The sequence below is a fragment of the Serratia sp. 4542 genome (assembly GCF_016805595.1).
GTDB lineage: Bacteria > Pseudomonadota > Gammaproteobacteria > Enterobacterales > Enterobacteriaceae > Serratia > Serratia nevei.
This window is the reverse complement of record NZ_RXKV01000013.1, coordinates 1-25,093: the sequence shown is the minus strand read 5'-3', so window position 1 is coordinate 25,093 and position 25,093 is coordinate 1. Positions and strand designations below refer to the sequence as shown.

Annotated in this window: 26 protein-coding genes, 2 tRNA genes and 1 pseudogene; 9 read left to right on the top strand and 20 right to left on the bottom strand. The window is 57.6% G+C overall.

The genetic code is table 11. The features are described 5' to 3' along the window. Positions 1-45 precede the first annotated feature (45 nt). The 12 genes from truB to rlmE all read right to left on the bottom strand — a co-directional run bounded on the left by truB (position 46) and on the right by rlmE (position 12,120). Entirely contained in the window at positions 46-990 is a 945-nt protein-coding gene (gene truB / locus EKL15_RS19445) for a tRNA pseudouridine(55) synthase TruB (RefSeq protein ID WP_060421943.1), read from the bottom strand. Then, positions 990-1,400, bottom strand: coding sequence for a 30S ribosome-binding factor RbfA (gene rbfA, locus EKL15_RS19440; protein WP_004933508.1), 411 nt, complete (start codon positions 1,398-1,400; stop codon positions 990-992). The genes truB and rbfA overlap by 1 nt, the downstream gene beginning before the upstream one ends. 70 nt (positions 1,401-1,470) lie before the next feature. After that, positions 1,471-4,158, bottom strand: coding sequence for a translation initiation factor IF-2 (infB, locus tag EKL15_RS19435; RefSeq protein WP_004933511.1), 2,688 nt, complete (start codon positions 4,156-4,158; stop codon positions 1,471-1,473). Between the two features lie 23 nt (positions 4,159-4,181). Beyond that, positions 4,182-5,690, bottom strand: coding sequence for a transcription termination factor NusA (gene nusA / locus EKL15_RS19430; protein WP_019453340.1), 1,509 nt, complete (start codon positions 5,688-5,690; stop codon positions 4,182-4,184). A gap of 21 nt (positions 5,691-5,711) precedes the next feature. Beyond that, entirely contained in the window at positions 5,712-6,164 is a 453-nt protein-coding gene (rimP, locus tag EKL15_RS19425; RefSeq protein ID WP_028127574.1) for a ribosome maturation factor RimP, read from the bottom strand. A gap of 217 nt (positions 6,165-6,381) precedes the next feature. Next, positions 6,382-6,458: transfer RNA gene (locus tag EKL15_RS19420), tRNA-Met, on the bottom strand. A gap of 60 nt (positions 6,459-6,518) precedes the next feature. Then, positions 6,519-6,605 (bottom strand) — tRNA-Leu (locus tag EKL15_RS19415). A gap of 70 nt (positions 6,606-6,675) precedes the next feature. Beyond that, a complete protein-coding gene (gene secG / locus EKL15_RS19410; RefSeq protein WP_004933519.1) occupies positions 6,676-7,011 on the bottom strand; it encodes a preprotein translocase subunit SecG in 336 nt (111 codons plus the stop codon). A gap of 220 nt (positions 7,012-7,231) precedes the next feature. Then, entirely contained in the window at positions 7,232-8,569 is a 1,338-nt protein-coding gene (glmM, locus tag EKL15_RS19405) for a phosphoglucosamine mutase (RefSeq protein WP_038879137.1), read from the bottom strand. A 4-nt stretch (positions 8,570-8,573) separates the two neighbouring features. Beyond that, positions 8,574-9,410: a dihydropteroate synthase gene (gene folP, locus EKL15_RS19400; protein ID WP_084826937.1), complete on the bottom strand. Its 837-nt coding sequence runs from the start codon at positions 9,408-9,410 to the stop codon at positions 8,574-8,576. Positions 9,411-9,502: 92 nt separating this feature from the next. Beyond that, complete coding sequence (ftsH, locus tag EKL15_RS19395; protein ID WP_004933529.1) at positions 9,503-11,434, bottom strand: ATP-dependent zinc metalloprotease FtsH; 1,932 nt, start codon at positions 11,432-11,434, stop codon at positions 9,503-9,505. Between the two features lie 56 nt (positions 11,435-11,490). Next, positions 11,491-12,120 carry a 23S rRNA (uridine(2552)-2'-O)-methyltransferase RlmE gene (rlmE, locus tag EKL15_RS19390; RefSeq protein WP_004933533.1) on the bottom strand — a complete coding sequence of 210 codons (630 nt, stop codon included), beginning with the start codon at positions 12,118-12,120 and terminating at the stop codon, positions 11,491-11,493. Between the two features lie 143 nt (positions 12,121-12,263). On the opposite strand from rlmE, the gene yhbY reads away from it, so the two are divergent. Beyond that, on the top strand, positions 12,264-12,557 hold the full coding sequence (gene yhbY / locus EKL15_RS19385; protein ID WP_004933536.1) for a ribosome assembly RNA-binding protein YhbY: 294 nt from the start codon (positions 12,264-12,266) through the stop codon (positions 12,555-12,557). A gap of 112 nt (positions 12,558-12,669) precedes the next feature. On the opposite strand, the gene greA is transcribed toward yhbY, so the two are convergent. Further along, a complete protein-coding gene (gene greA, locus EKL15_RS19380) occupies positions 12,670-13,146 on the bottom strand; it encodes a transcription elongation factor GreA (RefSeq protein WP_004933539.1) in 477 nt (158 codons plus the stop codon). A gap of 256 nt (positions 13,147-13,402) precedes the next feature. On the opposite strand from greA, the gene dacB reads away from it, so the two are divergent. From dacB to pmrB, 3 genes are read left to right on the top strand one after another with little or no spacing between them, the layout of a single operon-like run. Further along, positions 13,403-14,836: a serine-type D-Ala-D-Ala carboxypeptidase gene (gene dacB / locus EKL15_RS19375; RefSeq protein WP_025305050.1), complete on the top strand. Its 1,434-nt coding sequence runs from the start codon at positions 13,403-13,405 to the stop codon at positions 14,834-14,836. A gap of 8 nt (positions 14,837-14,844) precedes the next feature. After that, positions 14,845-15,507, top strand: coding sequence for a two-component system response regulator PmrA (gene pmrA / locus EKL15_RS19370; protein WP_019453348.1), 663 nt, complete (start codon positions 14,845-14,847; stop codon positions 15,505-15,507). After that, entirely contained in the window at positions 15,504-16,565 is a 1,062-nt protein-coding gene (gene pmrB / locus EKL15_RS19365) for a two-component system sensor histidine kinase PmrB (protein ID WP_087763017.1), read from the top strand. Before pmrA ends, pmrB begins: the two co-directional genes overlap by 4 nt. A gap of 36 nt (positions 16,566-16,601) precedes the next feature. Here pmrB and cgtA read toward each other — a convergent pair whose 3' ends face one another. The 4 genes from cgtA to rplU all read right to left on the bottom strand — a co-directional run bounded on the left by cgtA (position 16,602) and on the right by rplU (position 19,454). Further along, positions 16,602-17,774, bottom strand: a complete 1,173-nt coding sequence (gene cgtA / locus EKL15_RS19360; protein WP_100395965.1) for an Obg family GTPase CgtA — start codon at positions 17,772-17,774, stop codon at positions 16,602-16,604. Between the two features lie 16 nt (positions 17,775-17,790). Continuing rightward, the gene (locus EKL15_RS19355) at positions 17,791-18,762 is read right to left on the bottom strand and encodes a DMT family transporter (RefSeq protein WP_055311901.1); all 972 of its coding nucleotides are present in this window, start codon (positions 18,760-18,762) and stop codon (positions 17,791-17,793) included. Between the two features lie 105 nt (positions 18,763-18,867). After that, complete coding sequence (rpmA, locus tag EKL15_RS19350; protein ID WP_004933559.1) at positions 18,868-19,125, bottom strand: 50S ribosomal protein L27; 258 nt, start codon at positions 19,123-19,125, stop codon at positions 18,868-18,870. A 17-nt stretch (positions 19,126-19,142) separates the two neighbouring features. After that, entirely contained in the window at positions 19,143-19,454 is a 312-nt protein-coding gene (rplU, locus tag EKL15_RS19345; protein ID WP_004933561.1) for a 50S ribosomal protein L21, read from the bottom strand. Between the two features lie 270 nt (positions 19,455-19,724). On the opposite strand from rplU, the gene ispB reads away from it, so the two are divergent. Continuing rightward, a complete protein-coding gene (gene ispB / locus EKL15_RS19340) occupies positions 19,725-20,696 on the top strand; it encodes an octaprenyl diphosphate synthase (RefSeq protein WP_047729263.1) in 972 nt (323 codons plus the stop codon). 48 nt (positions 20,697-20,744) lie between these two features. On the opposite strand, the gene EKL15_RS19335 is transcribed toward ispB, so the two are convergent. Next, complete coding sequence (locus EKL15_RS19335; RefSeq protein ID WP_038879765.1) at positions 20,745-21,101, bottom strand: DNA-binding protein; 357 nt, start codon at positions 21,099-21,101, stop codon at positions 20,745-20,747. 180 nt (positions 21,102-21,281) lie between these two features. On the opposite strand from EKL15_RS19335, the gene EKL15_RS19330 reads away from it, so the two are divergent. Next, positions 21,282-21,542 carry a helix-turn-helix transcriptional regulator gene (locus EKL15_RS19330; protein WP_038879152.1) on the top strand — a complete coding sequence of 87 codons (261 nt, stop codon included), beginning with the start codon at positions 21,282-21,284 and terminating at the stop codon, positions 21,540-21,542. A gap of 66 nt (positions 21,543-21,608) precedes the next feature. On the opposite strand, the gene mdh is transcribed toward EKL15_RS19330, so the two are convergent. After that, the gene (mdh, locus tag EKL15_RS19325; RefSeq protein WP_004933569.1) at positions 21,609-22,547 is read right to left on the bottom strand and encodes a malate dehydrogenase; all 939 of its coding nucleotides are present in this window, start codon (positions 22,545-22,547) and stop codon (positions 21,609-21,611) included. A gap of 464 nt (positions 22,548-23,011) precedes the next feature. Between mdh and argR the strand changes: the two genes are divergently transcribed. From argR to yhcN (EKL15_RS19310), 3 genes are all read left to right on the top strand, one after another. Continuing rightward, complete coding sequence (argR, locus tag EKL15_RS19320) at positions 23,012-23,482, top strand: transcriptional regulator ArgR (RefSeq protein ID WP_004933572.1); 471 nt, start codon at positions 23,012-23,014, stop codon at positions 23,480-23,482. A gap of 403 nt (positions 23,483-23,885) precedes the next feature. After that, positions 23,886-24,149: a peroxide/acid stress response protein YhcN gene (yhcN, locus tag EKL15_RS19315; RefSeq protein WP_038879766.1), complete on the top strand. Its 264-nt coding sequence runs from the start codon at positions 23,886-23,888 to the stop codon at positions 24,147-24,149. Between the two features lie 120 nt (positions 24,150-24,269). Next, positions 24,270-24,533 carry a peroxide/acid stress response protein YhcN gene (yhcN, locus tag EKL15_RS19310; protein WP_004933578.1) on the top strand — a complete coding sequence of 88 codons (264 nt, stop codon included), beginning with the start codon at positions 24,270-24,272 and terminating at the stop codon, positions 24,531-24,533. Positions 24,534-24,730: 197 nt separating this feature from the next. On the opposite strand, the pseudogene EKL15_RS19305 reads toward yhcN (EKL15_RS19310), so the two are convergent. Beyond that, positions 24,731-25,093: pseudogene (locus tag EKL15_RS19305) on the bottom strand (UDP-N-acetylmuramate:L-alanyl-gamma-D-glutamyl-meso-diaminopimelate ligase); the annotation flags it as partial.

Below are 25,093 nucleotides of genomic sequence, written 5' to 3'. Positions count from 1 at the left end.
TACTCTTAGCGCAGTGCGATCGCAAGGCGACGCAGTGCCCCGCCGTCAGTCGAAATGCTCGACCACCAAGCGGCGCGGCGCCACGCGACCGTCCTCGGCGATGTCACCAACGCCGATGAATTTTCGCTCTTCACCCTCGGTGATCCGCACCAGGCCGGAAGCCGGCGCGCCGGCCACTTGCACCGGTTGCCCCTGCTTGACGTAGCCCGCCACCACCGGCAGCAAATTCACTTCCGGATAGTTCTCAACCGGGCTGTCCATCGGCATCAGCAGCGGATCGAGCAGTTCGCCGGGCGCGATGTCTTGTTCCTGCGCCTGCGCCAGCAAAGCGTTCAGCTGTTCCAGCGTCACCATGCGCGCGATCGGATAAGTCGCCACCTGCAGGCGGCGCAGATAGATCACGTGCGCGCCGCAGCCCAGCAGCTCGCCGAGATCGTCGGTGATGGTGCGGATGTAGGTGCCTTTCGAGCAGTGGATCTCCAGCTCCAGCTCATCCCCTTCCCAGCGGATAAACTGCAGTTCGTACACCGTGATGCTGCGCGCTTCGCGCGGCACTTCAATCCCCTGGCGCGCATACTCGTAGAGTTTCTTGCCCTGGTATTTCAGCGCCGAATACATCGACGGCACCTGCTGGATGTCGCCGCGGAAGGTGTCCAGCGCCGCGTCGAGCTGCGCCTGGGTGAAGTTCACCGGACGCTCCTGCACGATCTGGCCGTCGGCGTCGGAGGTATCGGTACGCTGCCCCAGCTTGGCGATCACCCGATAACGCTTGTCGGAGTCGAGCAGGTATTGCGAAAACTTGGTCGCTTCGCCCAGGCAGATAGGCAGCATGCCGGTCGCCAACGGATCGAGTGCGCCGGTATGGCCCGCCCGGTTGGCGTTGTACAGGCGTTTTACTTTTTGCAGCGCATCGTTGGATGACAAGCCTTGCGGCTTGTCCAGCAACAGCACGCCGTGGATATCACGGCCGCGGCGACGAGGGCGACTCATTAATCCTCCTTGTCATCGCCTGAGGCGGAACGGCGCTCGGCGTCGTTCTTCACCACGTTGGTCACCAGGTTGGACATGCGCATGCCTTCCACCAGGGAGTTGTCGTAGGCGAAGGTCAACTCCGGCACCACGCGCAGGCGCATCGCTTTGCCCAGCAGGGTGCGGATGTAGCCGGAAGCGTCCTGCAACGCTTTAATGCCGTTGGTGACCAGATCCGGATCGTGGTTCTCGGTCAGCACGTTCAGGAAGGTGACGTAAACCTTGGCATACGCCAGGTCGCGGGACACTTCCACGCCGGAAACGGTCGCCATGCCGACGCGCGGATCTTTCACTTCACGCTGCAGAATGATCGCAATCTCTTTCTGCATCTCTTGCGCCACGCGTTGACCGCGGCTGAATTCTTTTGCCATTTTGGATTCTCCAGACAAATCGGGGGGCACAAAGGCCCCCCGTAAACAGATATAAGCAGATGTGCAATCGTTAAGCGATGGTGCGTTGGATCTCAATGATTTCGAACACTTCGATCATGTCGCCGACGCGCACGTCGTTATAGTTCTTAACGCCGATACCACATTCCATACCGTTACGGACTTCGTTAACGTCATCTTTGAAGCGGCGCAGGGATTCCAGCTCGCCTTCATAGATAACCACGTTGTCGCGCAGTACGCGGATTGGGTTGTGACGCTTGATGGTCCCTTCGGTAACCATACAGCCGGCGATAGCGCCGAACTTAGGCGATTTGAACACGTCGCGCACTTCGGCCAGGCCGATGATCTGCTGCTTGTATTCCGGCGCCAGCATACCGCTCATCGCCTGCTTCACTTCGTCGATCAGGTTATAGATCACGGAGTAGTAACGCAGATCCAGGCTTTCCGCTTCGATTACGCGGCGCGCAGAAGCGTCGGCACGCACGTTGAAGCCCAGGATGATGGCGTTGGAAGCCGCAGCCAGCGTCGCGTCGGTTTCGGTGATACCACCTACGCCGGAGCCGACAATCTTCACCTTCACTTCGTCGGTGGAGAGTTTCAGCAGCGAGTCGCTGATCGCTTCGCAAGAACCCTGTACGTCGGACTTCAGTACAATGTTCAGCTCGGACACTTCGCCGTCGGTCATGTTGGCGAACATGTTTTCCAGCTTGGACTTCTGCTGACGCGCCAGTTTGACTTCGCGGAACTTGCCCTGACGGTACAGCGCCACTTCACGCGCTTTCTTCTCGTCACGCACCACGGTCGCTTCATCACCCGCTGCAGGCACGCTGGACAGACCCAGGATTTCCACAGGGATAGACGGACCGGCAGAGGTCACTTCACGGCCCAGCTCGTCACGCATCGCACGCACACGGCCGTATTCGAAGCCGCACAGGACGATGTCGCCCTTGTTCAGCGTACCTTCCTGAACCAGCACGGTAGCCACAGGGCCACGGCCTTTATCCAGGAAGGACTCGATCACCACGCCGCTCGCCATGCCGCTGCGAACCGCTTTCAGCTCCAGTACTTCGGCCTGCAGCAGGATAGCCTGCAGCAGCTCGTCGATACCGGTACCGGCTTTCGCGGACACGTGGACGAACTGCGCTTCGCCGCCCCACTCTTCCGGCATAACGCCGTACTGAGACAGTTCCTGCTTAACGCGGTCCGGATCGGCTTCCGGCTTGTCGATTTTGTTCACCGCAACCACCAACGGCACCTGCGCCGCTTTCGCGTGCTGGATAGCTTCGATGGTCTGTGGCATCACGCCGTCGTCGGCCGCCACTACCAGAACCACGATGTCAGTCGCCTGAGCACCGCGAGCACGCATCGAGGTAAACGCGGCGTGGCCCGGGGTATCCAGGAAGGTGATCATGCCGTTCTCGGTTTCTACGTGGTAGGCACCGATGTGCTGGGTGATGCCGCCGGCTTCGCCCGCCGCCACTTTGGTGGAGCGGATGTAGTCCAGCAGAGAGGTTTTACCGTGGTCAACGTGGCCCATGATGGTCACGACCGGCGCGCGCGGCTCGGCCGCAGCGCCCGTATCACGGTCGCTCATCAGCGCTTCTTCCAGCTCGTTTTCACGACGCAGGATAACTTTGTGGCCCATCTCTTCGGCAACCAGCTGTGCGGTTTCCTGGTCGATAACCTGGTTGATGGTGGCCATGGCGCCCAGCTTCATCATCACTTTGATGACCTGAGAACCTTTTACCGCCATCTTGTTGGCCAGCTCGGCCACGGTGATGGTTTCGCCGATCACCACGTCACGGTTAACCACCTGCGCCGGCTTGTTGAAGCCCTGCTGCAGAGCGCTAGGCTTGCGTTTGCCTTTACCGCCACGGGTAACGGCACGCGCTTCTTCGCGGTCCGCTTTGGACTCGGACAGCTTGTTGCCTTTCTTCTGCTTGGTGGCTTTGCCGCCGCGGGTGCGGCTGCGACGATCGCCTTCAACTTTGGCGTCGTTCTCGTCTTCTGCGGCACGGGCGTGCTGAGAGGTGGTCACGTGATAGTCGGCGCTTTCAACCGCGGCGCTTGCCGCGTCTGCCTGGGCCCACTTCTCGCCGTTCTCTTCGGCCATGCGACGGGCTTCTTCCGCCACGCGCTTGGCTTCCTCTTCAACCTTGCGGCGCACTTCCTCTTCCGCTTTGCGTTTCAGTTCAGCGGCTTCGGCTTCACGGCGTGCTTTTTCCGCCTGAGCTGGCTTGGTCATTTCGTCGGTATGTTGATTGGTCACTTTTTCTTTTTCCGCTGAATTACGCTTAGCAATCTCCGCGGCCTCACGTTTGGCTTGCTCTTCGGCAGCGCGCTTCGCTTCCGCTTCGCGTTTTGCGAGCTCTTCCGCTTCGCGCCGTGCCTGCTCTTCCGCTTCACGCTGTGCCTGCTCTGCCGCTTCAGCCAACTGGGCTTCCTGCGTATCGCGATTTACATAAGTGCGTTTCTTGCGGACCTCAATTTGCACCGATTTACTTTTACCGCCGGTGCTCGGGATATTCAAGGTGCTGCGCGTTTTGCGCTGCAAAGTGAGTTTACCCGGCGCGCTGCCGTGTTCACGGTTCAGGTGCGCCAGCAATGTTTCTTTTTCTTGCTGGGTAACAGAGTCCGACTCGGACTTGTTGATCCCTGCATCAGCAAACTGCTGTACCAGGCGATCAACCGGAGTCTGAATCTCTGCTGCCAGCGATTTTACGGTTACATCTGTCGTCATGCTGTTCCTTCCTGCTACAGTTATTACGCGTTGTCGCCAAACCAACAGATATTGCGTGCAGCCATGATCAGCTCACCGGCTTGCTCGTCGCTAAGCCCTTCAATATCAGCCAGATCGTCAACACCCTGCTCGGCAAGATCTTCCAGCGTACAAACCCCACGCGCGGCCAGTTTAAAGGCCATGCTGCGCTCAAGACCCGGCAGGTTGAGCAAATCGTCGGCCGGTTTGTTGTCGCCCAGGCTTTCTTCTTGTGCCAGGGCCAGCGTGGTCAATGCAGCTTTGGCGCGTTCGCGCAATGCTTCAACCGTATCTTCATCCAGACCGTCGATTTCCAACAGCTCTTTGATCGGCACGTAGGCCAGCTCTTCCAGCGTGGAGAAGCCTTCTTCAACCAGTACGGTGGCGAAATCTTCGTCGATATCAAGATACTTGGTGAAGGTATCAATAGCGGCATGAGCCTCGGCCTGGTGCTTGGCCTGCAGGTCGTCCGCCGTCATCACGTTCAGTTCCCAACGATCGTCGCCGCGGTGTTGTTTCAGCAGCTGGGAAGCCAAACGCACGTTTTGGCCGTTACGGCCGATCGCCTGCGCCAGGTTGCTGGCTTCAACGGCGATATCCATGGTGCAGTTATCTTCGTCTACCACGATCGACGCGACGTCGGCCGGCGCCATGGCGTTGATGACGAATTGCGCTGGGTTATCATCCCACAGGATGATGTCGATGCGTTCGCCGCCGAGCTCGCTCGACACGGCCTGAACGCGCGCACCGCGCATACCTACGCAGGCGCCGACCGGGTCGATGCGCTTGTCGTTGGTTTTCACTGCAATTTTCGCGCGGGAGCCAGGATCGCGGGCTGCCGCTTTAATTTCGATCACTTCTTCGCCGATTTCCGGCACTTCGATGCGGAACAGTTCTTTCAGCATTTCCGAGCTGGAACGGCTGACGAACAGCTGCGCGCCGCGAGCTTCAGGACGCACGGCGTACAGTACGCCGCGAATGCGGTCGCCCGGACGGAAGTTTTCGCGCGGCAGCATGTCTTCACGGCCAATCACCGCTTCGGCGTTGTTGCCCAGATCCAGCGCGATGCTGTCACGGTTCACTTTCTTCACCACGCCGGTGACGATCTCACCTTCGTGTTCACGGAAAGCGTCAACCACCATCGCACGCTCGGCTTCGCGCACTTTCTGCACGATAACCTGCTTGGCGGTTTGGGTGGTGATACGGTCGAAGGTCACGGACTCGATCTGATCTTCGACGTAGCCGCCGAGCTCGATGCTCGGGTCTTCAAACTGAGCGGCTTCCAGCGTGATTTCACGCGTTGGCTGAGTCACTTCATCTACGGCGACCCAACGGCGGAAGGTATCAAAATCGCCGGTTCTGCGGTCAATGCTGACGCGCACGTCGATTTCCTGCTCGTATTTTTTCTTGGTTGCGGTGGCTAATGCAGTTTCCAGCGCTTCGAAAATCTTCTCGCGCGGAAGGGATTTTTCATTGGAAACTGCTTCAACAACAGCCAGAATCTCTTTGTTCATCCTAGTTGCCTCTTCCAAACTTTAAAAGTGGGGTACCAGGTTCGCTTTCTGGATGTTGCTCAGCGCGAACACTTCATCTTTCCCTTCCACAGTAACCGTGATCATCTCGCCTTCGACAGACTTGATAATACCCTGCCACTTGCGACGGTTTTGTACCGCCATGCGCAGGACCAGGCTGACTTCTTCACCGAGGAAACGCGTATAGTGCTCAGCGGTGAACATCGGGCGATCAAGGCCAGGAGAGGAGACTTCCAAGTTGTAAGCGACCGTGATTGGATCTTCGACGTCCAATACAGCGCTGACCTGGTGGCTGACATCAGCGCAATCATCAACATTGATGCCGTTATCACTATCAATATAGATGCGGAGCGTCGATTGGCGCGCACGAATGAATTCGATGCCTACAAGCTCAAAGCCCAACGCTTCTACCGGTGCCGAAAGCATCTCTGTTAACTGTTGCTCTAATGTGGACAAGCCCACCCCCAAGACATAAAAAAAGGGCTAAATAGCCCAGTGATTCTGTTGCCAAATAACAAAAAACCCCGAAAAATCGGGGCTTTATGCAACTGGACCCTGTTTGCCGCTAGGCGGCCTCGGTACAACTTTCGAGCAAGTGTCATTTTCAAATGTTGATCGAGAAAAGCGGGTTTCAATCGAAAAGTGTATTTGAAAATAAACACTTAAAGGAAAGTGGTTGCGGGGGCCGGATTTGAACCGACGACCTTCGGGTTATGAGCCCGACGAGCTACCAGGCTGCTCCACCCCGCGTCCGAAAACGTGGCAAATACTACGCCGATAATCGCAAAATTGCAAGTTATCTCTGGGATTTGGTACCGAGGATGGGACTCGAACCCACAAGCCCGTTAGGGCACTACCACCTCAAGGTAGCGTGTCTACCAATTCCACCACCTCGGTACTGATTCTTACTGCTAACGGCCGTTGTTCTTTCGAGTTCACAACCACCGTTTTCAAACTTTGTTGCGGCTTACTGCGGGATATCACTGCTCGGCTTGGCAGGTGCTGCCGGCGCGGTTGTCTGCTCAGTTTTCACTGGCTGACCCAGGTTTTCCCACTCGCTGCCTTTCTTGCTTTGGTTGCTGCTGAGGTTGCCCAGAATCAGGCTGATGACGAAGAACAGCGTCGCCAGCACAGCAGTCATGCGGGTCATAAAGTTACCGGAACCACTCGAACCGAACAACGTGCCTGATGCACCTGCTCCGAAAGAGGCTCCCATATCAGCGCCTTTACCTTGCTGCAGCATAATCAGAGCGACCAGCCCGATTGAGATCAGCAGGAAAATTACCAGAAGAGCTTCGTACATAGTAGTACCCGTATCCTTGCGGCCTCACCGCATGCCAAATGCTTCACACTCATCAAGCAGGCGTTTTTATAAACTGCCTACTGAAGCGGGTGTGAATACTAACCAAAGCCGCCAACCCGCGCAAGGGCAATTTGCAGCCGCCGGCGCGTTTGCGGAAAAAAACGCCAACAATCGCCTCTCCGGGCTCAGCTTTGCCGAGCCCGGCGGCTAACTGTCTGTTTTAACCAGCGGATTTCACCGCGTCGGCGATGCGATGCGCCAGCGCGGTCACCTGCTGTTCGTCCTCGCCTTCCACCATCACGCGGATCAGCGGTTCGGTGCCCGATTTGCGCAGCAGTACCCGGCCGCGGCCGGCCAGTTCGGCTTCCACCTGCTCGGTGACTTTACGCACCGCGTCGGACTCCAGCGGGTTGTGATCGCCGGCGAAGCGCACGTTGACCAGGATCTGCGGCAGCAGCTTCATGCCGCTGCACAGGTCATGCAGGCTCATGTGGTTGCGCACCATGGCGGTCAGCACCTGCAGCCCGGCCACGATACCGTCGCCGGTGGTGGTTTTGTCCAGCAGGATCACATGGCCGGAGTTTTCCGCACCGATGCGCCAGCCCAGCTCCTGCAGCTTCTCCAGCACGTAACGGTCGCCCACTTTGGCGCGAGCGAACGGAATGCCCAGCTGTTTCAGCGCCAGCTCCAGTCCCATATTGCTCATCAGGGTGCCGACTGCGCCGCCGCGCAGCTGGCCCTGACGCAGGCCTTCACGGGCGATGATGTACAGGATCTGATCGCCGTCCACCTTGTTGCCCAGATGGTCCACCATCATCACGCGATCGCCGTCGCCGTCGAACGCCAGGCCCACGTGCGCTTTTTCCTTGAGTACGCGCTCCTGCAGCTGACGCACGTCGGTAGCGCCGCATTTTTCGTTGATGTTCATGCCGTCCGGCTCAACGCCGATGGCGATCACCGTGGCGCCCAGCTCGCGCAGCACGCTCGGCGCGATGTGGTAAGTCGCCCCGTTGGCGCAGTCAACCACGATTTTCAGCCCCTTCAGGCTCAGCTCGCTCGGGAAGGTGCCTTTGCAAAATTCGATGTAGCGGCCGGCGGCGTCGATGATGCGGCTGGCTTTACCCAGCTCGGCGGACTCCACGCAGGTCAGCGGCTTTTCCATCTCGGCTTCGATCGCTTCTTCGACGTTGTCCGGCAGCTTGGCGCCGTCGATCGAGAAGAACTTGATGCCGTTGTCATAAAACGGGTTATGCGACGCGGAGATGACGATGCCGGCTTCGGCGCGGAAGGTGCGCGTCAGATAAGCCACCGCCGGGGTGGGCATCGGCCCGGTGAAGGAGGCGGACAATCCTGCGGCCGCCAGGCCGGCCTCCAGCGCGGACTCCAGCATATAGCCGGAGATGCGCGTGTCCTTACCGATGATGATTTTGCGCGAACCGTGACGCGCCAGCACTTTACCCGCCGCCCAGCCCAGCTTCAGCACGAAGTCCGGCGTGATGGGGCTGTCCCCGACCTTGCCACGGATGCCGTCGGTGCCAAAATATTTGCGCTCGCTCATGTCTCTACTGTCCCTTAGCTGAAAGTGTTGCCTCGACGACACGCATCGCCTCGACGGTTTCTTTAACGTCATGCACTCTGACAATCTGCGCGCCCTGCATCGCCGCAATTACCGCGCAGGCCACGCTGCCGATAACCCGTTGATCCGGCGGTACGTTCAGCAGTTGTCCTATCATCGATTTGCGCGACATGCCGACCAGCAGCGGCAAACCGAAATGATGAAACTCCGACAACCGTGCCAGAAGCTGATAGTTGTGCGCCAAATTTTTACCGAAACCGAAGCCTGGGTCGAGCAGCAATTTCTGATTTGTTATCCCCGCCTCGTTGCAGCGCCGAATATGGTGCTCGAAAAACGCCTGAACGTCGGCGATCAGATCGTCGTAGTGCGGTGCCTGCTGCATGGTGCGTGGCTGCCCTTGCATGTGCATCAGGCAAACCGGCAGGCCGCTTTCCGCCGCCGCCGCAAGAGCACCTGGCTCCTGCAGCGAGCGAATGTCGTTGATCAGGTGTGCGCCGGCGTGTGCCGATTCGCGGATCACGCCCGCTTTCGAGGTATCGACCGAGATAAAGACTTCAAAACGCTGCGCCAGCGCTTCCACCACCGGCACGACCCGTTCCAACTCTTCCTCTTCACTCACCTCCGCCGCCCCCGGCCGGGTCGATTCACCGCCGATGTCGATCATCGTGGCACCGGCCGAAATCAGCGCATGCGCGTGCAGCAGCGCCTGGTTCAGCGTGTTGTGGCGGCCGCCGTCGGAAAACGAATCCGGCGTCACGTTGAGGATACCCATCACCTGCGGATGGGAGAGGTTGAGCGTCATGTCGCGCACGGTTAACTGCATGGTTGGTCCACCTTACTGTTGCCTGGTTCACTGCCCGCCGGGCAAAAAAAAACCCCGGCGTACCGGGGTTTGATGTTATTACACAGCCGCTGTTACTTGTCGAGCTGTTCGGACATGGTGTTGCCCGGCGTTGGGGTGCGCGGCTCATCTACCGGCGTCGGGGCTTTCGGGGTGCCGCCGTTGTCGGAACTGTTGCCTTTGTTCGCATCGTCCCAACCCGCCGGCGGACGCACGTCTTTGCGGTTCATCAGATCGTCGATCTGCGGCGCATCGATGGTTTCGTACTTCATCAGCGCATCCTTCATCGAGTGCAGGATGTCCATGTTTTCCATCAACAGCGAGCGAGCACGCGTGTAGTTACGCTCGATCAACGACTTCACTTCCTGGTCGATGATGCGCGCGGTTTCATCCGACATGTGCTTCGCCTTGGCCACGGAACGGCCCAGGAACACTTCGCCCTCTTCTTCCGCATACAGCAGCGGCCCCAGCTTCTCGGAGAAGCCCCATTGGGTCACCATGTTGCGGGCGATGGAGGTCGCCACTTTGATGTCGTTCGACGCACCGGTAGAGACTTTTTCCGGCCCGTAGATGATCTCTTCCGCCAGACGGCCGCCATACAGAGTGGAGATTTGGCTCTCCAGCTTCTGACGGCTGGCGCTGATCGCATCCCCTTCCGGCAGGAAGAAGGTCACGCCGAGCGCACGGCCACGAGGAATGATCGTCACCTTGTGTACCGGATCGTGTTCAGGAACCAGGCGGCCAATGATGGCGTGGCCCGCTTCGTGATACGCGGTCGACTCTTTCTGCGCTTCGGTCATCACCATGGAGCGACGTTCCGCACCCATCATGATCTTGTCTTTGGCTTTCTCGAACTCCACCATCGACACCACGCGCTTGTTGCCGCGGGCAGCGAACAGCGCCGCTTCGTTGACCAGGTTAGCCAGGTCGGCACCGGAGAAGCCCGGCGTTCCGCGCGCAATGACGGAGGCGTCGATGTCGGCAGCCAACGGCACGCGGCGCATGTGCACCTTCAGGATCTGCTCACGGCCACGCACATCCGGCAGCCCGACCACGACCTGACGGTCGAAGCGGCCCGGACGCAGCAGCGCAGGGTCAAGCACGTCAGGACGGTTGGTGGCCGCGATGACGATGATGCCTTCGTTGCCTTCGAAACCGTCCATCTCAACCAGCATCTGGTTCAGAGTCTGCTCGCGCTCATCGTGACCGCCACCCAGGCCGGCGCCACGCTGGCGGCCGACGGCGTCGATTTCATCGATGAAGATGATGCACGGCGCGGCTTTCTTCGCTTGTTCGAACATGTCGCGCACGCGGGATGCACCCACACCGACGAACATTTCGACGAAGTCAGAACCGGAAATGGTGAAGAACGGCACCTTCGCTTCGCCGGCGATCGCTTTCGCCAGCAGCGTTTTACCGGTCCCCGGCGGGCCAACCATCAGCACGCCTTTCGGGATCTTGCCGCCCAATTTCTGGAAACGGCTCGGCTCGCGCAGGTATTCCACCAGTTCGCTCACCTCTTCTTTCGCTTCGTCACAACCGGCGACATCGGCGAAAGTGGTCTTGATCTGGTCTTCCGTCAGCATGCGGGCCTTGCTCTTGCCGAAGGACATCGCGCCCTTGCCGCCGCCGCCCTGCATTTGCCGCATAAAGAAGATCCAGACCCCGATCAGCAACAGCATCGGGAACCAGGAGATAAAGATAGAAGCCAGCAGGCTCGGCTCTTCAGGCGGCTCGCCGACCACTTTCACATTCTTCGTTAACAACGTATCCAGCAACTTAGGATCGTTGACAGGGATGTAGGTCGTGTATTTGTTACTGTCTTTCTTGGTAACGTTAATTTCACGTCCGTTGATTCGCGCTTCGCGAACCTGGTCCTGGGTCAGTTCGGACATGAAGGTAGAGTAATCCACCCTACGGCCATTCGACTCGCTGGGCCCAAAGCTCTGGAATACAGACATCAACACTACCGCGATGACTAACCAGAGAATTAGGTTTTTCGCCATGTCACTCAAGGGATTAACCTCATCTTACAACTGTGTTAACAAACAGCGTTAGGGTACTACAGTTTGCGCCCTGTCGCTACAATGTACACTTCGCGCGAACGGGCGCGGGAAGCGTCTGGCTTACGAATCTTAACCTTCGTAAACAGGGAGCGAATTTCCCGTAGGTACTCGTCAAAGCCATCTCCCTGGAACACCTTCACCAGGAAACTTCCGCCTGGTGCGAGGACATCACGACACATATCCAGCGCCAACTCCACCAGATACATCGACCTTGGAATATCGACCGCCGGGGTGCCACTCATATTCGGGGCCATATCGGACATGACCACCTGAACCTTACTCTCGCCTACTCGTTCCAACAGCGCCTTCAGCACCAGTTCATCACGAAAATCGCCCTGAAGGAAATCGACGCCAACGATAGGATCCATTGGCAAAATATCACAGGCGATGATGCGCCCGGTACCGCCGATTTGGGTGACCACATACTGCGACCAGCCGCCCGGTGCGGCACCCAGGTCAACCACGGTCATGCCCGGTTTGAACAGTTTGTCGCTCTGCTGTATTTCATCAAGTTTAAACCAGGCACGGGAACGCAGTCCCTTTTTCTGTGCCTGCTGTACATATTTATCGCTAAAGTGTTCTTGTAACCAGCGACTGGAGCTAGCCGAACGCTTTTTATTAGCCATCTCGTTTTCCAACTATCATAAAAAGAGTCTTATGTCAGGGTCGCTGCTCACGTAGACTCACACCGGTGAAGACCGATTTGGTGATATACATGAGATGGCGGTAGAATGTACCGTTTTCAATCCCAACTTAAGCAAAAAAGACAATGAATCTGAATAATAAACAAAAACAGCACCTGAAAGGCCTGGCGCATCCGTTAAAACCGGTGGTGATGCTGGGCAATAACGGTCTTACCGAAGGGGTGCTGGCTGAAATTGAACAGGCTCTGGAGCATCATGAGCTGATCAAGGTGAAAATCGCCGCTGAAGATCGCGAAACCAAAACCCTGATCGCCGACGCTATTGTGCGTGAAACGGGCGCCTGCAATGTGCAAGTTATCGGCAGCACGCTTATTCTTTACCGCCCGTCGAAAGAGCGCAAGATCAGTCTACCGCGTTAATAACCATCAGGTTAACGAAAAGGTGCCATGCGCCTGACCAAGATAAAAGGCCGCTTGCGGCCTTTTTCCTATCTTTACAAAACGTTGGCGCATTAATGACCAACGGCCGCGATCAGAGATACTCAACCTTCAGGATCTCATACTCGACGTCGCCGCCAGGGGTTTTGATCACCACCACATCGTCTTGCTCTTTGCCGATCAGGCCGCGCGCCATCGGCGAGTTTACCGAAATCAGATTTTTCTTGAAATCGGCCTCATCGTCGCCAACGATGCGGTAAGTCACTTCTTCTTCACTGTCCAGATTCATCACCGATACGGTGGCGCCGAAGATCACCCGGCCGGTGTTCGGCATCTTGGTGATATCGATCACCTGAGCATTGGACAGCTTGGCTTCGATTTCCTGAATGCGACCTTCGCAGAAACCCTGCTGTTCGCGGGCGGCGTGGTACTCGGCATTCTCTTTCAAATCGCCGTGCTCGCGCGCTTCCGCGATGTCCGCAATGATTTTCGGACGGCGCACGCTTTTCAGATATTCGAGCTCTTCGCGCAGTTTTTCAGCGCCAAACAAGGTCATCGGAATTTGGTTCATCGTATAAATACCTCTAAATCTTTCCTGTTCAAATAACCGTCATCCTGACGTATTCGTATGAAAACACGGTTGGCATACCGCCACCCGCCTCCAGGCGACAAACAAAAGAAACCTGACTCGGAACGGGGCCCAAGCCAAGATCGGTTTTGCATTTTGATACGCATTTTAGCCTAGAGTTCCTTGAGGGTCATCGTTTACTTTTTCCCTGATTGCACCGTAGTATGACGGCACGTTATCCAGCTGTTATCCCGAGATTATGCGTTTTTCACGAATTGTCAGTGCATTGGCTTGCGCATTTGTTCTGAATGCGAATGCGGCCCCGGTTGAAGAGTACACACAATATCTGCCTGATGGGGCCAACCTTGCCCTGGTCGTTCAGAAGATCGGCGCCGGCGCGCCGACGATCGATTACCACTCTCAGCAGATGGCGCTGCCGGCCAGTACCCAAAAAGTGCTGACGGCGCTGGCTGCGCTATTGCAACTCGGGCCCGATTACCGTTTCACCACCACGCTGGAGAGCCAGGGCGATATTCGCGACGGCGTGCTGCGCGGCAACCTGATTGCCCGCTTCAGCGGCGATCCGACCTTCAAACGCCAGAGCCTGCGCAATATGGTGGCCGTCCTGAAGAAACAGGGCGTGCGCCAAATCAGCGGCGACGTGCTGGTCGACACCTCGGTCTTCGCCAGCCATGACAAGGCGCCCGGCTGGCCGTGGAACGATCTGACGCAGTGCTTCAGCGCGCCGCCGGCCGCCGCCATCGTCGATCGCAACTGTTTCTCGGTCTCGCTCTACAGCGCGCCGAACCCGGGCGACATGGCGTTTATCCGCGTCGCCTCCTATTATCCGGTCAATATGTTTAGCCAGGTGCGCACCCTGGCACGCGGCTCCGCTGACGCGCAGTACTGCGAACTGGACGTGGTGCCGGGCGAGCTGAACCGCTTTACCCTGACCGGCTGCCTGACGCAGCGCAGCGAACCGCTGCCGTTGGCCTTCGCCATCCAGGACGGTGCCAGCTACGCGGGCGCCATCCTGAAAGACGAGCTGACGCAGGCCGGCATCCAGATCGACGGACATTTGAAACGCCAGACGCGCCCTGGCATCACCGGCACGGTGATCGCGCAAACCCAGTCAGCGCCGCTGCACGATCTGTTGAAGATCATGCTGAAGAAATCGGACAATATGATCGCCGATACCGTCTTCCGCACCATCGGCCACGAACGCTTCGGCGTGCCGGGCACCTGGCGAGCCGGTTCCGATGCGGTACGGCAGGTGCTGCGCCAGAAGGCCGGCATCGATCTGGGCAATACCATCATCGCCGACGGTTCCGGCCTGTCGCGCCACAACCTGCTGGCGCCGGCGACCATGATGCAGGCGCTGCAGTACATCGCGCAGCACGACAACGAGCTGAACTTCATCTCGATGCTGCCGCTGTCCGGTTATGACGGCACCTTGCGCTACCGCGGCGGCCTGCACGAAGCCGGCGTCGACGGCAAAGTGTCGGCCAAGACCGGCGCGCTGCAGGGCGTGTACAACCTGGCGGGCTTCATCACCACCGCCAGCGGCCAGCGCATGGCCTTCGTGCAGTATCTTTCCGGCTACGCCGTACCGCCGGAAGATCAGAAACAGCGCCGCGCACCGCTGGTACGCTTCGAAAGCCGCCTGTATCGGGATATTTACCAAAACAACTGAGGATCGTCATGAAGCTGTTGGTCGTTGAGGATGATGAACTGCTGCAACAGGGGCTGGCGCTGGCGCTGACCGGCGAAGGCTACGTCTGCGACTGCGCCGCCACGGCGGCGGAGGCCAACAGCTTGCTCATCACCAGCCAATACAGCATGGTGATCCTGGATCTCGGCCTGCCGGACATGGACGGCGCCGCGCTGCTGCGGCAGTGGCGCCGCCAGCAGATCGATCTGCCGGTGCTGATCCTGACCGCCCGCGACGCCCTGGAAGATCGCGTCGACGGGCTGGACGCCGGCGCCGACGACTACCTGGTCAAACCCTTCGCGCTGGTTGAACTGCAGGCACGCGTGCGCGCCCTCCTGCGGCGCTACCAGGGCCACAGCGACAATCTGATGCAGGTGGATGACCTGCAGCTGAACCTCTCCAGCCAGCAGGTCTACCTGCAGCAGCAGCCGGTGGAGGTTACGCCGAAAGAGTTCGCCATTCTGGCGCGTCTTATCATGCGCGCCGGCCAAACGGTCAACCGTGAACTCCTGCAGCAGGATCTCTACACCTGGCAAGACGATTTGGGCTCCAACACGCTGGAAGTGCATATCCACAACCTGCGCCGCAAGCTGGGCAAGGATCGCATCCGCACCGTGCGCGGCATCGGCTACCGTCTGGAACCTTCTTCATGATCAGCATGCGCCGCCGCCTGCTGCTGATGCTGGCGCTGATCCTGCTGGTCACACAGCTCATCAGCGCCTTCTGGCTGTGGCACGAAAGCCAGGAACAGATCAGCTTCCTGGTGGACGAAACCTTGTCCGCCAAAGTGCGCAGCGAGCGCGTCGATACCGAGATAGCCGAGGCCATCGCGTCGCTGCTGGCGCCTTCGCTGATCATGATGATCGTCACGCTGCTGGCGTCGTTCTGGGCCATCAGCTGGATCACCCGCCCGCTCAACCAATTGCAGCAGCGGCTGGAAAAGCGCTCTGCCGATAACCTGACGCCGCTGCCAATCAACAGCGACAGCCTGGAGATGGTGGCAGTCACCAATGCGCTCAATCAGCTGTTCTCGCGGCTGGACAACACCATCCAGCAAGAGCGCCTGTTCACCGCCGATGCGGCCCACGAGCTGCGCACGCCGCTGGCCGGCATTCGCCTGCATCTGGAACTGATGGAGAAACAGGGCGTCAAAGGCAGCCAGGCGCTGATCGCCCGCATCGATCAGCTGATGCACACCGTTGAGCAACTGCTGATGCTGTCGCGCGCCGGGCAAGACTTCGCCAGCGGTCATTACCAGCATTTCGATTGGGTGGCCGATGTGATTCAGCCGCTGCAGGAAGAACTCGGCGAAATGACCGCCCAACGCGCGCAGACGCTGGACTGGCAATTGCCGGCCACCGCTGCGGTGAACGGCGATCCGGTGCTGCTGCGGCTGCTGCTGCGCAACCTGGTCGAAAACGCCCACCGTTACGGCCCGGAAGGCGGCGCGATACAGGTGCGGTTAACGCCGCAGGACAGCGGCTATCTGCTGCAGGTCATCGACGATGGCCCGGGGATCAAGGAAGAGATGGTCGGGGAGCTGACGCAGGCGTTTCGCCGCATGGATCAACGCTACGGCGGCAGCGGGCTGGGCTTGAATATCGTGATCCGCATCGTGCAGTTGCACCAGGGGCGTTTGACGCTGGAAAACCGCCGCGATGCCCGCGGCCTGAACGCCCAGTGCTGGCTGCCGGAAAAGGCGCTCAAATAACAAGGGCCCAGCGTTGCTGAGCCCTTTATCACCGAATTACTTCTGGTAAATGATTTCGACGCCTTCGTCGTCGTCTTCGTCCCAGTCGTCATCCCAGTCATCTTCTGCTTCGGCTTCCACTTCCGCCATTTGCTCGCGGTGGTAGTCATCCCACATGAATTCGACTTTTTCCGGCGCGCTTTCTTCGATCGCCATCGCTTTCGGCTGGGTGTTGATGAAGTTCATTACGTCCCAGCACAGCGCGTTGACGCCTTCGCGGTTGGCGGCGGAGATCATGTAGTACTTCCCTTCCCAGCCCATGTCTTCCACAATCGCCTTGGCGCGTTCGGCGGCTTCTTCCTCACCAATCACATCAATTTTGTTGAACACCAGCCAGCGTGGCTTCTGCGCCAGATTTTCGCTGTATTGGTTCAACTCGTTGATGATGACTTTGGCGTTTTCCACCGGATCGGATTCGTCGATCGGCGCGATGTCCACCAGGTGCAGCAGCACGCGGCAACGCTCCAGGTGTTTCAGGAAGCGAATGCCCAGGCCCGCGCCTTCGGATGCGCCCTCGATCAGCCCCGGAATGTCGGCGACCACAAAGCTCTGCTCGTGGTCCATACGCACCACGCCCAGGCTCGGCACCAGCGTGGTAAACGGATAGTCGGCCACCTTCGGCTTGGCGGCGGACACCGCGCGGATGAAGGTCGATTTGCCGGCGTTCGGCAGGCCCAGCATGCCCACATCGGCCAGCAGCAACAGTTCCAGCAACAGGTCGCGCGCTTCGCCAGCGGTACCCAGCGTCTTCTGACGCGGTGCACGGTTGACCGAAGATTTGAAACGGGTGTTGCCCAAGCCATGCCAGCCGCCCTTGGCGACCATCAGCTTTTGCTCGTGGCGAGTCATGTCGCCGAGGATCTCGCCGGTGCCCTGATCCTTCACGCGCGTGCCGACCGGCACCTTGATGATGACGTCTTTCCCGCGTTTACCGGTACAGTCGCGGCTCTGGCCATTCTGGCCGCGCTCGGCGCGGAAAGACTTCTCAAAACGGTAGTCGATCAGGGTGTTGAGGTTCTCGTCCGCCAGCAGGTAGACGTCGCCGCCGTCGCCGCCGTCACCGCCGTCAGGCCCACCGTTCGGGATATATTTTTCGCGGCGGAAGCTGACGCATCCGTTGCCGCCGTCGCCTGCAACGACCAGAATCGCTGCTTCATCTACAAACTTCATTTACCGTCTCCGTAAATCATTCACCGGGCTGCTTCAAAGGAGCAACCAGGGGGGGTTCTGCCCGTCGCGGCCACCACCGGTGACCAATTGCGGAAAACATGGCGCCCGCCACGACCACAAACGCGCCAACATAGCCGACGACATTCAACGTCGGCGCGGCGAATGCCTGGGGCCAGGCCAACGCCAATAAATCTGAAAACAGCAGGGTAAACAGCGGGGTCAGCGTCACCAACGCGCTCACCTGCGCCGCCTGCCAGCGCGCCATCGCCTCTGCCAACGCACCGTAGCCGATCAGCGTGTTGGCGCCGCAAAACAGCAGGCACGCCAATTGCCAGCCGCTAAGCTGGAAAATCACCTCGGGTTTGGCCAGAGGGAACAACGCTATCGCACATAAAGTGTACAACATAACCAGGATCTGCGGCGAAGCCAGCCGGCGCAGCAATACCTTCTGCGCCACGCCGTAGCTCACCCAAACCATCGCCGCACACACGCCCAGCATAACGCCCAGCGTGTAGTCCGTCAGCCGGGTGAAGATCTCTATCAGACTGACGTTGAAAAACAGCATCAGCCCGCCGATCAGCATCAGGGCGCCAATGACCTGGGTGATACGCATGCGTTCTTTTAAAATCAGCACGCTGGCGAACATCATGCCCACCGGCGACAGCTGGCCAATCACCTGCGACGCCGTCGGGCTCAGGTATTGCAGCGAGGAGCTGAAGAACACAAAGTTGCCCAGCAGCCCCGCCGTCGCGATCGCCAACAGCAGCAGCCAGCGCGGCTGGCGGAACATCGTCAGCGGCGGCAGCTTGCCGCGCACCGCGAGGATCGCGCCCAAACCGATGGCGGCCATGGTAAAGCGATACCAAACGACGGTAAACGGCTCCATCACCGTCAACACTTCTTTCATCGCGATCGGCAACGCACCCCAGCAAACCGCCGTGGTTAACGCCAGGGAAATACCAACGCCGACCTGCTGCTTCGTATCCATATCACCTTCGCCAACGCTGACAGGCCAACCCCCAGGCAGCCCATAAATGTAAAAAGCCCCGCAACGAATTGCGGGGCTTACATCTATTTCGTAAGGCTCGAAAAATTATTCAGCTTCGATGCTGATGAATTTACGATTGCTCGGGCCTTTAACTTCGAATTTGACTTTACCGTCTTTCAAAGCAAACAGAGTGTGGTCTTTGCCGCAACCCACGTTGGTACCAGCGTGGAATTTGGTGCCGCGCTGACGAACGATGATGCTGCCTGCCAGTACTGCTTCGCCGCCAAAGCGTTTTACGCCCAGACGTTTAGCTTCTGAATCGCGACCGTTACGAGTCGAGCCGCCAGCCTTTTTGTGTGCCATTAATCCGCTCTCCTAACTTAAGCGCTGATGCCGGTGATTTTAACGTCAGTGAACCACTGACGGTGGCCCTGCTGCTTACGGTGGTGCTTACGACGACGAAACTTAACAATCTTAATTTTCTCGCCACGACCGTGAGCAACGACTTCAGCTTTGATCTTGCCGCCATCGACGAAAGGAACGCCGATTTTGATATCTTCGCCATTAGCGATCATCAGAATCTGGTCAAACTCAACCGCTTCACCAGTTGCGATGTCCAGCTTTTCCAAGCGAACGGTCTGACCTTCGCTTACTCGGTGTTGTTTACCACCACTTTGGAAAACCGCGTACATATAAAACTCCGCTTTCCGCGTGCCCGACTGTGTTAGTTCAGAGCGCGCTATAAATATTCACAATAGGGCGCGAATTCTACGCAAAAAAGCAGCGCATGACAAGAGCAGAATAAGACCAGAAGGAGAAAAAAGAAGAAAAAAAGCGCAGTTTCTTTCGTGGCGTTTATCTGAACCGTTTTTCAAGTACAATCATAGGGACAGTTACCGCCATGTACCGATGTGAGCAGCGATCTCAACGCGGTGAAGAGAAACACAGCTGAAAAAAACACAATGAACCTAGATCAAATTACCGAGTTAACCGCGCAAGATATGGCGGCCGTGAACGCAACAATTCTCGAACAGCTGAATTCCGATGTCACGCTCATCAATCAGCTTGGCTATTACATTATCAGCGGTGGCGGTAAGCGCATCCGGCCGATGATCGCCGTCCTGGCGGCGCGGGCGTTGGGCTATGAAGGCAACAAGCACGTCACCGTTGCCGCCCTGATCGAATTCATTCATACCGCCACGCTGCTGCATGACGACGTCGTCGACGAATCGGACATGCGCCGCGGCAAAGCCACCGCCAACGCGGCGTTCGGCAACGCCGCCAGCGTGCTGGTCGGCGACTTTATCTATACCCGCGCCTTCCAGATGATGACCAGCCTGGAATCCCTGCGCGTGCTGGCGCTGATGTCGGAGGCGGTCAACGTCATCGCCGAAGGCGAAGTGCTGCAGTTGATGAACGTGCACGATCCCGACATCAGCGAAGAAAGCTATATGCGAGTGATCTACAGCAAAACCGCCCGCCTGTTCGAGGCAGCGGCGCAATCGTCGGCGATCCTGTCCGGTGCCAGCGCCGAACAAGAGCAGGCGCTGCAAGACTATGGCCGCTACCTCGGCACCGCTTTCCAACTGATCGACGATCTGCTCGACTACAGCGCCGACGGCAGCACCCTGGGCAAAAACACCGGCGACGATCTGAACGAAGGGAAACCGACCCTGCCGCTGCTGCACGCGATGCACAACGGCGACGACGCGCAGCGTGACATGATCCGCGGTGCGATTGAGCAAGGTAACGGTCGTCATCTGTTGGAGCCGGTACTGCAGGCGATGCAACAATGCGGTTCGCTGGAGTACACCCGCAAACGCGCCGAAGAAGAAGCCGACAAGGCGATCGCCGCGCTGCAGGTCTTGCCGGCATCGGAGCACCGTACGGCGCTGGAGGGCCTGGCCCATCTGGCGGTGCAACGCGACTTTTAAGAAATTGATATTTCTTAAAAACCATCAGGCCCGCGTACGCGGGCCTGCCTAGCTATTGCTCTCTTCGTCGATGCGCGCCAACAGGCCGCCGATCCCTTCCCGCATCAGGAAAGCCACCATTTTCTCGCGCTCGCTCTCCGTCAAATGGTAGTAATACTCGATCCAGACCGCCAACGGATCCTGACGCTCTACGTCATATACCGCCCCGTCCTCCTTCAGCACCAGCAGGTTACGCACGTTTGAAGGCAGGCTGTCGATATGGTACTCCAACGCTTTTCCCTGCACGCCTTTACGCCTGCGGCTGATCCAGCCTTCGCGCCGGGCCATCAGATTAATTCCCTGTGGTGAGGAAGGTAATCCTGCGATGCCTGTCAGTTCCTTGGCGGCAAACCACTCGTTTTTCATAGCCATCATCTCTGGGCAATAGTGGGCAACGTCATTTTTGGAAATTACTTGGGTATTTTTTTGGAAATTTAATGGTATTCTGGTTTCTGAATAAGCGATTCACGTTGTGCAAACGCCTAACCTTGACCCGTTAGTTATACCACTAACGCAACTTTGGCTAATCAGAAAAGGAATGTAAACATGAATTCAAGGAACCCAGATTGGCATCCGGCAGATATCATCGCGGCGCTCCGCAAGCAGGGCACCACGCTGGCGGCAGTGTCGCGCAAGGCCGGATTAAGCTCATCAACGCTGGCCAACGCGCTGTCGCGCCCGTGGCCAAAGGGGGAGTGGCTGATCGCCGAAGCGATAGGCATCCACCCTTCGGAGATCTGGCCAAGCCGCTATTACGATCCGCGCAGCGATTGCCTGCTGGATCGCAAGGCACGCATCAAATCGTGAACGCGGGGCAAAAAAAACCGCCGGAACAGCGTCCGGCGGCGTTTATCGGCTGACTATCGGCAACGATCAGTTATTGATGAACTTCTCGCCCAGCTCGATATCTTTGTGCAGCACGTCCAGCATCTCGTTCAGCGCTTTCTGCTCGAAGGCGCTCAGGGTGCCGATATCTTTGCGCTCTTCAACGCCGTTTTTGCCCAGTACCAGCGGTTGTGCGAAGAAGCGAGCGTATTTGCCGTCGCCTTCAACGTAAGCGCATTCCACCACGCCTTTCTCGCCCTGCAGCGCACGCACCAGAGACAGACCGAAACGTGCGGCCGCCTGGCCCATGGACAGCGTTGCAGACCCGCCGCCGGCTTTGGCTTCCACCACTTCGGTGCCGGCGTTCTGAATGCGTTTAGTCAGATCCGCCACTTCCTGATCGGTGAAGCTCACGCCTGGGATCTGCGACAGCAGAGGCAGGATGGTCACGCCAGAGTGGCCGCCGATGACCGGCACGTTCAGCTCTTCCGGCTGTTTACCTTTCAGCTCGGCCACGAAGGTGTTGGAACGGATGATATCCAGCGAAGTCACGCCGAACAGTTTGTTCTTGTCGTAAACGCCGGCTTTTTTCAGCACTTCCGCCGCGATGGCGACCGTGGTGTTAACCGGGTTGGTGATGATACCGATGCAGGCTTTCGGGCAGGTTTTCGCCACTTGCTCAATCAGGTTACGCACGATGCCGGCGTTAACGTTGAACAGGTCAGAGCGATCCATGCCAGGCTTACGGGCCACGCCGGCGGAAATCAGCACCACGTCCGCACCGTGCAGAGCCGGGGTCGCGTCTTCGCCGCTGAAGCCTTTGATTTTAACTGCGGTTGGGATGTGGCTTAAGTCGACGGCAACGCCTGGGGTAACGGGGGCAATGTCGTAGAGAGAGAGTTCAGAACCTGAAGGAAGCTGGGTTTTGAGTAGAAGGGCGAGGGCCTGGCCGATACCGCCAGCAGCACCGAGAACTGCAACTTTCATCCTATACTCCTTTATTATCTTAAATATATAAAGCGCCGTGAATGTGTTGGTTACGGACCTTAAGTTATTACACCTTTAAAAACAATAAATTAGCCAATTCTTGCCTGCAGGTGTAATAAAACGGCCGCTGTCGCGCCCATTTTAGATTAAATCGCTTACGCATGAAGGGCATAGCGCACATTAATCAAAAATAGTGCGAGGTTATTCACGAGCAAGTTAACCGGCCGTTACATTACACCCTTACGCAACATCAGAACAACATCATTTTAATAACATTTTATTTACCACCGCAGGCCGATTTTCCGTCGTCAAAAGGGCATATTCATCGCTGCCGGATTTTGTTAAAATGCCGTCCTTTCCTCGCCGCCCGGTCATGTTTATTTTCTTTGGGTCGGCCTTTGTTGCATAAAAATTCATCTATATGCATAATCATGACTTCCACTATCAACATTCCACGGTGCAAAATGCGTAATCCCGCAAAACAGGAAGATCTGATCAAGACGTTCAAAGCGTTATTGAAAGAAGAAAAATTCAGTTCTCAAGGCGAGATCGTTTTGGCGCTGCAAGAAGAAGGCTTCGAAAACATTAACCAATCCAAAGTATCGCGCATGCTGACCAAGTTCGGCGCGGTACGTACGCGCAATGCCAAAATGGAAATGGTGTATTGCCTTCCTGCCGAACTCGGCGTGCCGACCACCACCAGCCCATTGAAGAATCTGGTGCTGGACGTCGACCATAACGACGCCGTCGTGGTGATCCACACCAGCCCGGGCGCCGCGCAGCTGATCGCTCGCCTGCTCGACTCATTGGGTAAATCCCAGGGCATCCTCGGCACAATTGCCGGCGACGATACGATTTTCGTCACCCCCTCCAACGGCTTTACCGCTCAGAAACTGCATGAAGCTATTCTGGGCGTGTTCGAGCAAGAGCTGTGAAACCTGGCGCTAACAAAGTGCGGCTGTAGCCCGCACTTTGTTAGCGCTTCTTTAACCCCCGCGTTACCTTCCCTGCCTTCAACCGCGTTTAACACTGCTTTTTCATCCCTCAGCAACACATTTCCATGACATCTCCATGTAACCAGCAGTACCCACTGTGATCTTCCGCACTTTTGGTCAAAAGCACTTACCTCATTGAAATTACATAAATTTAACATCAAAAGATCGTTTTATGAGCGTTTTTTATTCCTTATGGTTATAAAAAATAAGGATCATGAGGTTAAAGTTTCACTAGCAACTGTTAGCGAACTATTAATTTTTCGCGTTACTAGCTGTATACTCATTTTCGTGAACTGAATCACAGTTCGTTGGAACTGATAAAAGAATACGATGAGGTGAGATGATGAAAATTAAAACTACCGTTGCAACCCTGAGCGTTCTGTCCATGCTTTCATTTGGTGCATTCGCAGCACAATCTGTTGACGCGACTCAGGCCGCAAAACTGCAGCCGGCCGGTGTGATCACCGTGAGCGGCGTCGCCGCTGCGCCTTCCGACATTCGCCAGGCGCTGTCCGACAAAGCTGACGCCAAAGGGGCGACCGCTTACCGCGTAATCGAAGCCCGCAATGACGGCAACTTCCACGCGACCGCTGAAATCTACAAATAAGTACCGGCATTACCCGGCAACGGGCAATACATCTCTGGAATCAAACGCTGTCGTAACGGCCTTCAAGAATAAAAATCGCTGCCAAGCCCTTCCAGGCTGTTATGACCAAGGATCGCTATCATGAACATGAAAACTACTGTTGCTGCACTCGGCCTGCTGTCTGTCATCTCCTTCGGCGCTTCTGCCGCCCAATTGGTGACTAACGATCAGACCGCCAACCTGCAATCTATCGGCACCATTACCGTCAGCGGCATCGACGGCGCGCCGACCGACATTCGCCAGGCGTTGTCGGAAAAAGCCGACGCGAAAGGCGCAACCGCCTACCGCGTGATCGAAGCGCGTAATGAAGGCAACTACCACGCCACCGCCGAGATTTACAAATAACAACTCTGGGAACGGCTTTGCAGAGCTGATTACCCTCGTCACTGCCACTGCCGAGTTCTGACGCAAACGCCGATTTCCCAGAGACCCTCTCGTCGTCCTATCCGACGAACCCCGTTGCCCTCGCTCGCGAGGGCTTTTTTATGGGCGCAAAAAAGGCCGCGAATGCGGCCCTTGATGTGACTGATGCGGCTGAGCGATCAGTAGGTGACTTTCGGTTCCTGCTTTTTCGCCAGCGCGTCCAGCAGGCGATCGTGAATGCCGCCGAAGCCGCCGTTGCTCATCACCAGAATGTGATCGCCCGGCTGTGCGGTTTTCACCACCATGTCCACCAGCGTGTCGAGATCCGCGCTCCAGTGCGCCGGCTGCACGCAGGCATCCGCCACTTCCGCCACCTGCCACGGAATGTGGTGTGGCTGGAACAGGAACACTTCGTCGGCGCGGCCGAGCGAAGGTGCCAGATCGTTTTTGCTGATGCCCATTTTCATGGTGTTGGAGCGCGGTTCCAGCACCGCCAGAATGCGCGCCGTGCCACCGACCTTGCCGCGCAGCGCGGCCAGAGT

What these genes read in the sequence shown, in the direction of transcription:
- truB (WP_060421943.1), bottom strand. Translation starts at nt 990, where the DNA reads ATGAGTCGCCCTCGTCGCCGCGGCCGTGATATCCACGGCGTGCTGTTG.
- rbfA (WP_004933508.1), bottom strand. Translation starts at nt 1,400, where the DNA reads ATGGCAAAAGAATTCAGCCGCGGTCAACGCGTGGCGCAAGAGATGCAG.
- infB (WP_004933511.1), bottom strand. Translation starts at nt 4,158, where the DNA reads ATGACGACAGATGTAACCGTAAAATCGCTGGCAGCAGAGATTCAGACT.
- nusA (WP_019453340.1), bottom strand. Translation starts at nt 5,690, where the DNA reads ATGAACAAAGAGATTCTGGCTGTTGTTGAAGCAGTTTCCAATGAAAAA.
- secG (WP_004933519.1), bottom strand. Translation starts at nt 7,011, where the DNA reads ATGTACGAAGCTCTTCTGGTAATTTTCCTGCTGATCTCAATCGGGCTG.
- glmM (WP_038879137.1), bottom strand. Translation starts at nt 8,569, where the DNA reads ATGAGCGAGCGCAAATATTTTGGCACCGACGGCATCCGTGGCAAGGTC.
- folP (WP_084826937.1), bottom strand. Translation starts at nt 9,410, where the DNA reads ATGCAGTTAACCGTGCGCGACATGACGCTCAACCTCTCCCATCCGCAG.
- ftsH (WP_004933529.1), bottom strand. Translation starts at nt 11,434, where the DNA reads ATGGCGAAAAACCTAATTCTCTGGTTAGTCATCGCGGTAGTGTTGATG.
- rlmE (WP_004933533.1), bottom strand. Translation starts at nt 12,120, where the DNA reads ATGGCTAATAAAAAGCGTTCGGCTAGCTCCAGTCGCTGGTTACAAGAA.
- yhbY (WP_004933536.1), top strand. Translation starts at nt 12,264, where the DNA reads ATGAATCTGAATAATAAACAAAAACAGCACCTGAAAGGCCTGGCGCAT.
- greA (WP_004933539.1), bottom strand. Translation starts at nt 13,146, where the DNA reads ATGAACCAAATTCCGATGACCTTGTTTGGCGCTGAAAAACTGCGCGAA.
- dacB (WP_025305050.1), top strand. Translation starts at nt 13,403, where the DNA reads ATGCGTTTTTCACGAATTGTCAGTGCATTGGCTTGCGCATTTGTTCTG.
- pmrA (WP_019453348.1), top strand. Translation starts at nt 14,845, where the DNA reads ATGAAGCTGTTGGTCGTTGAGGATGATGAACTGCTGCAACAGGGGCTG.
- pmrB (WP_087763017.1), top strand. Translation starts at nt 15,504, where the DNA reads ATGATCAGCATGCGCCGCCGCCTGCTGCTGATGCTGGCGCTGATCCTG.
- cgtA (WP_100395965.1), bottom strand. Translation starts at nt 17,774, where the DNA reads ATGAAGTTTGTAGATGAAGCAGCGATTCTGGTCGTTGCAGGCGACGGC.
- EKL15_RS19355 (WP_055311901.1), bottom strand. Translation starts at nt 18,762, where the DNA reads ATGGATACGAAGCAGCAGGTCGGCGTTGGTATTTCCCTGGCGTTAACC.
- rpmA (WP_004933559.1), bottom strand. Translation starts at nt 19,125, where the DNA reads ATGGCACACAAAAAGGCTGGCGGCTCGACTCGTAACGGTCGCGATTCA.
- rplU (WP_004933561.1), bottom strand. Translation starts at nt 19,454, where the DNA reads ATGTACGCGGTTTTCCAAAGTGGTGGTAAACAACACCGAGTAAGCGAA.
- ispB (WP_047729263.1), top strand. Translation starts at nt 19,725, where the DNA reads ATGAACCTAGATCAAATTACCGAGTTAACCGCGCAAGATATGGCGGCC.
- EKL15_RS19335 (WP_038879765.1), bottom strand. Translation starts at nt 21,101, where the DNA reads ATGAAAAACGAGTGGTTTGCCGCCAAGGAACTGACAGGCATCGCAGGA.
- EKL15_RS19330 (WP_038879152.1), top strand. Translation starts at nt 21,282, where the DNA reads ATGAATTCAAGGAACCCAGATTGGCATCCGGCAGATATCATCGCGGCG.
- mdh (WP_004933569.1), bottom strand. Translation starts at nt 22,547, where the DNA reads ATGAAAGTTGCAGTTCTCGGTGCTGCTGGCGGTATCGGCCAGGCCCTC.
- argR (WP_004933572.1), top strand. Translation starts at nt 23,012, where the DNA reads ATGCGTAATCCCGCAAAACAGGAAGATCTGATCAAGACGTTCAAAGCG.
- yhcN (WP_038879766.1), top strand. Translation starts at nt 23,886, where the DNA reads ATGAAAATTAAAACTACCGTTGCAACCCTGAGCGTTCTGTCCATGCTT.
- yhcN (WP_004933578.1), top strand. Translation starts at nt 24,270, where the DNA reads ATGAACATGAAAACTACTGTTGCTGCACTCGGCCTGCTGTCTGTCATC.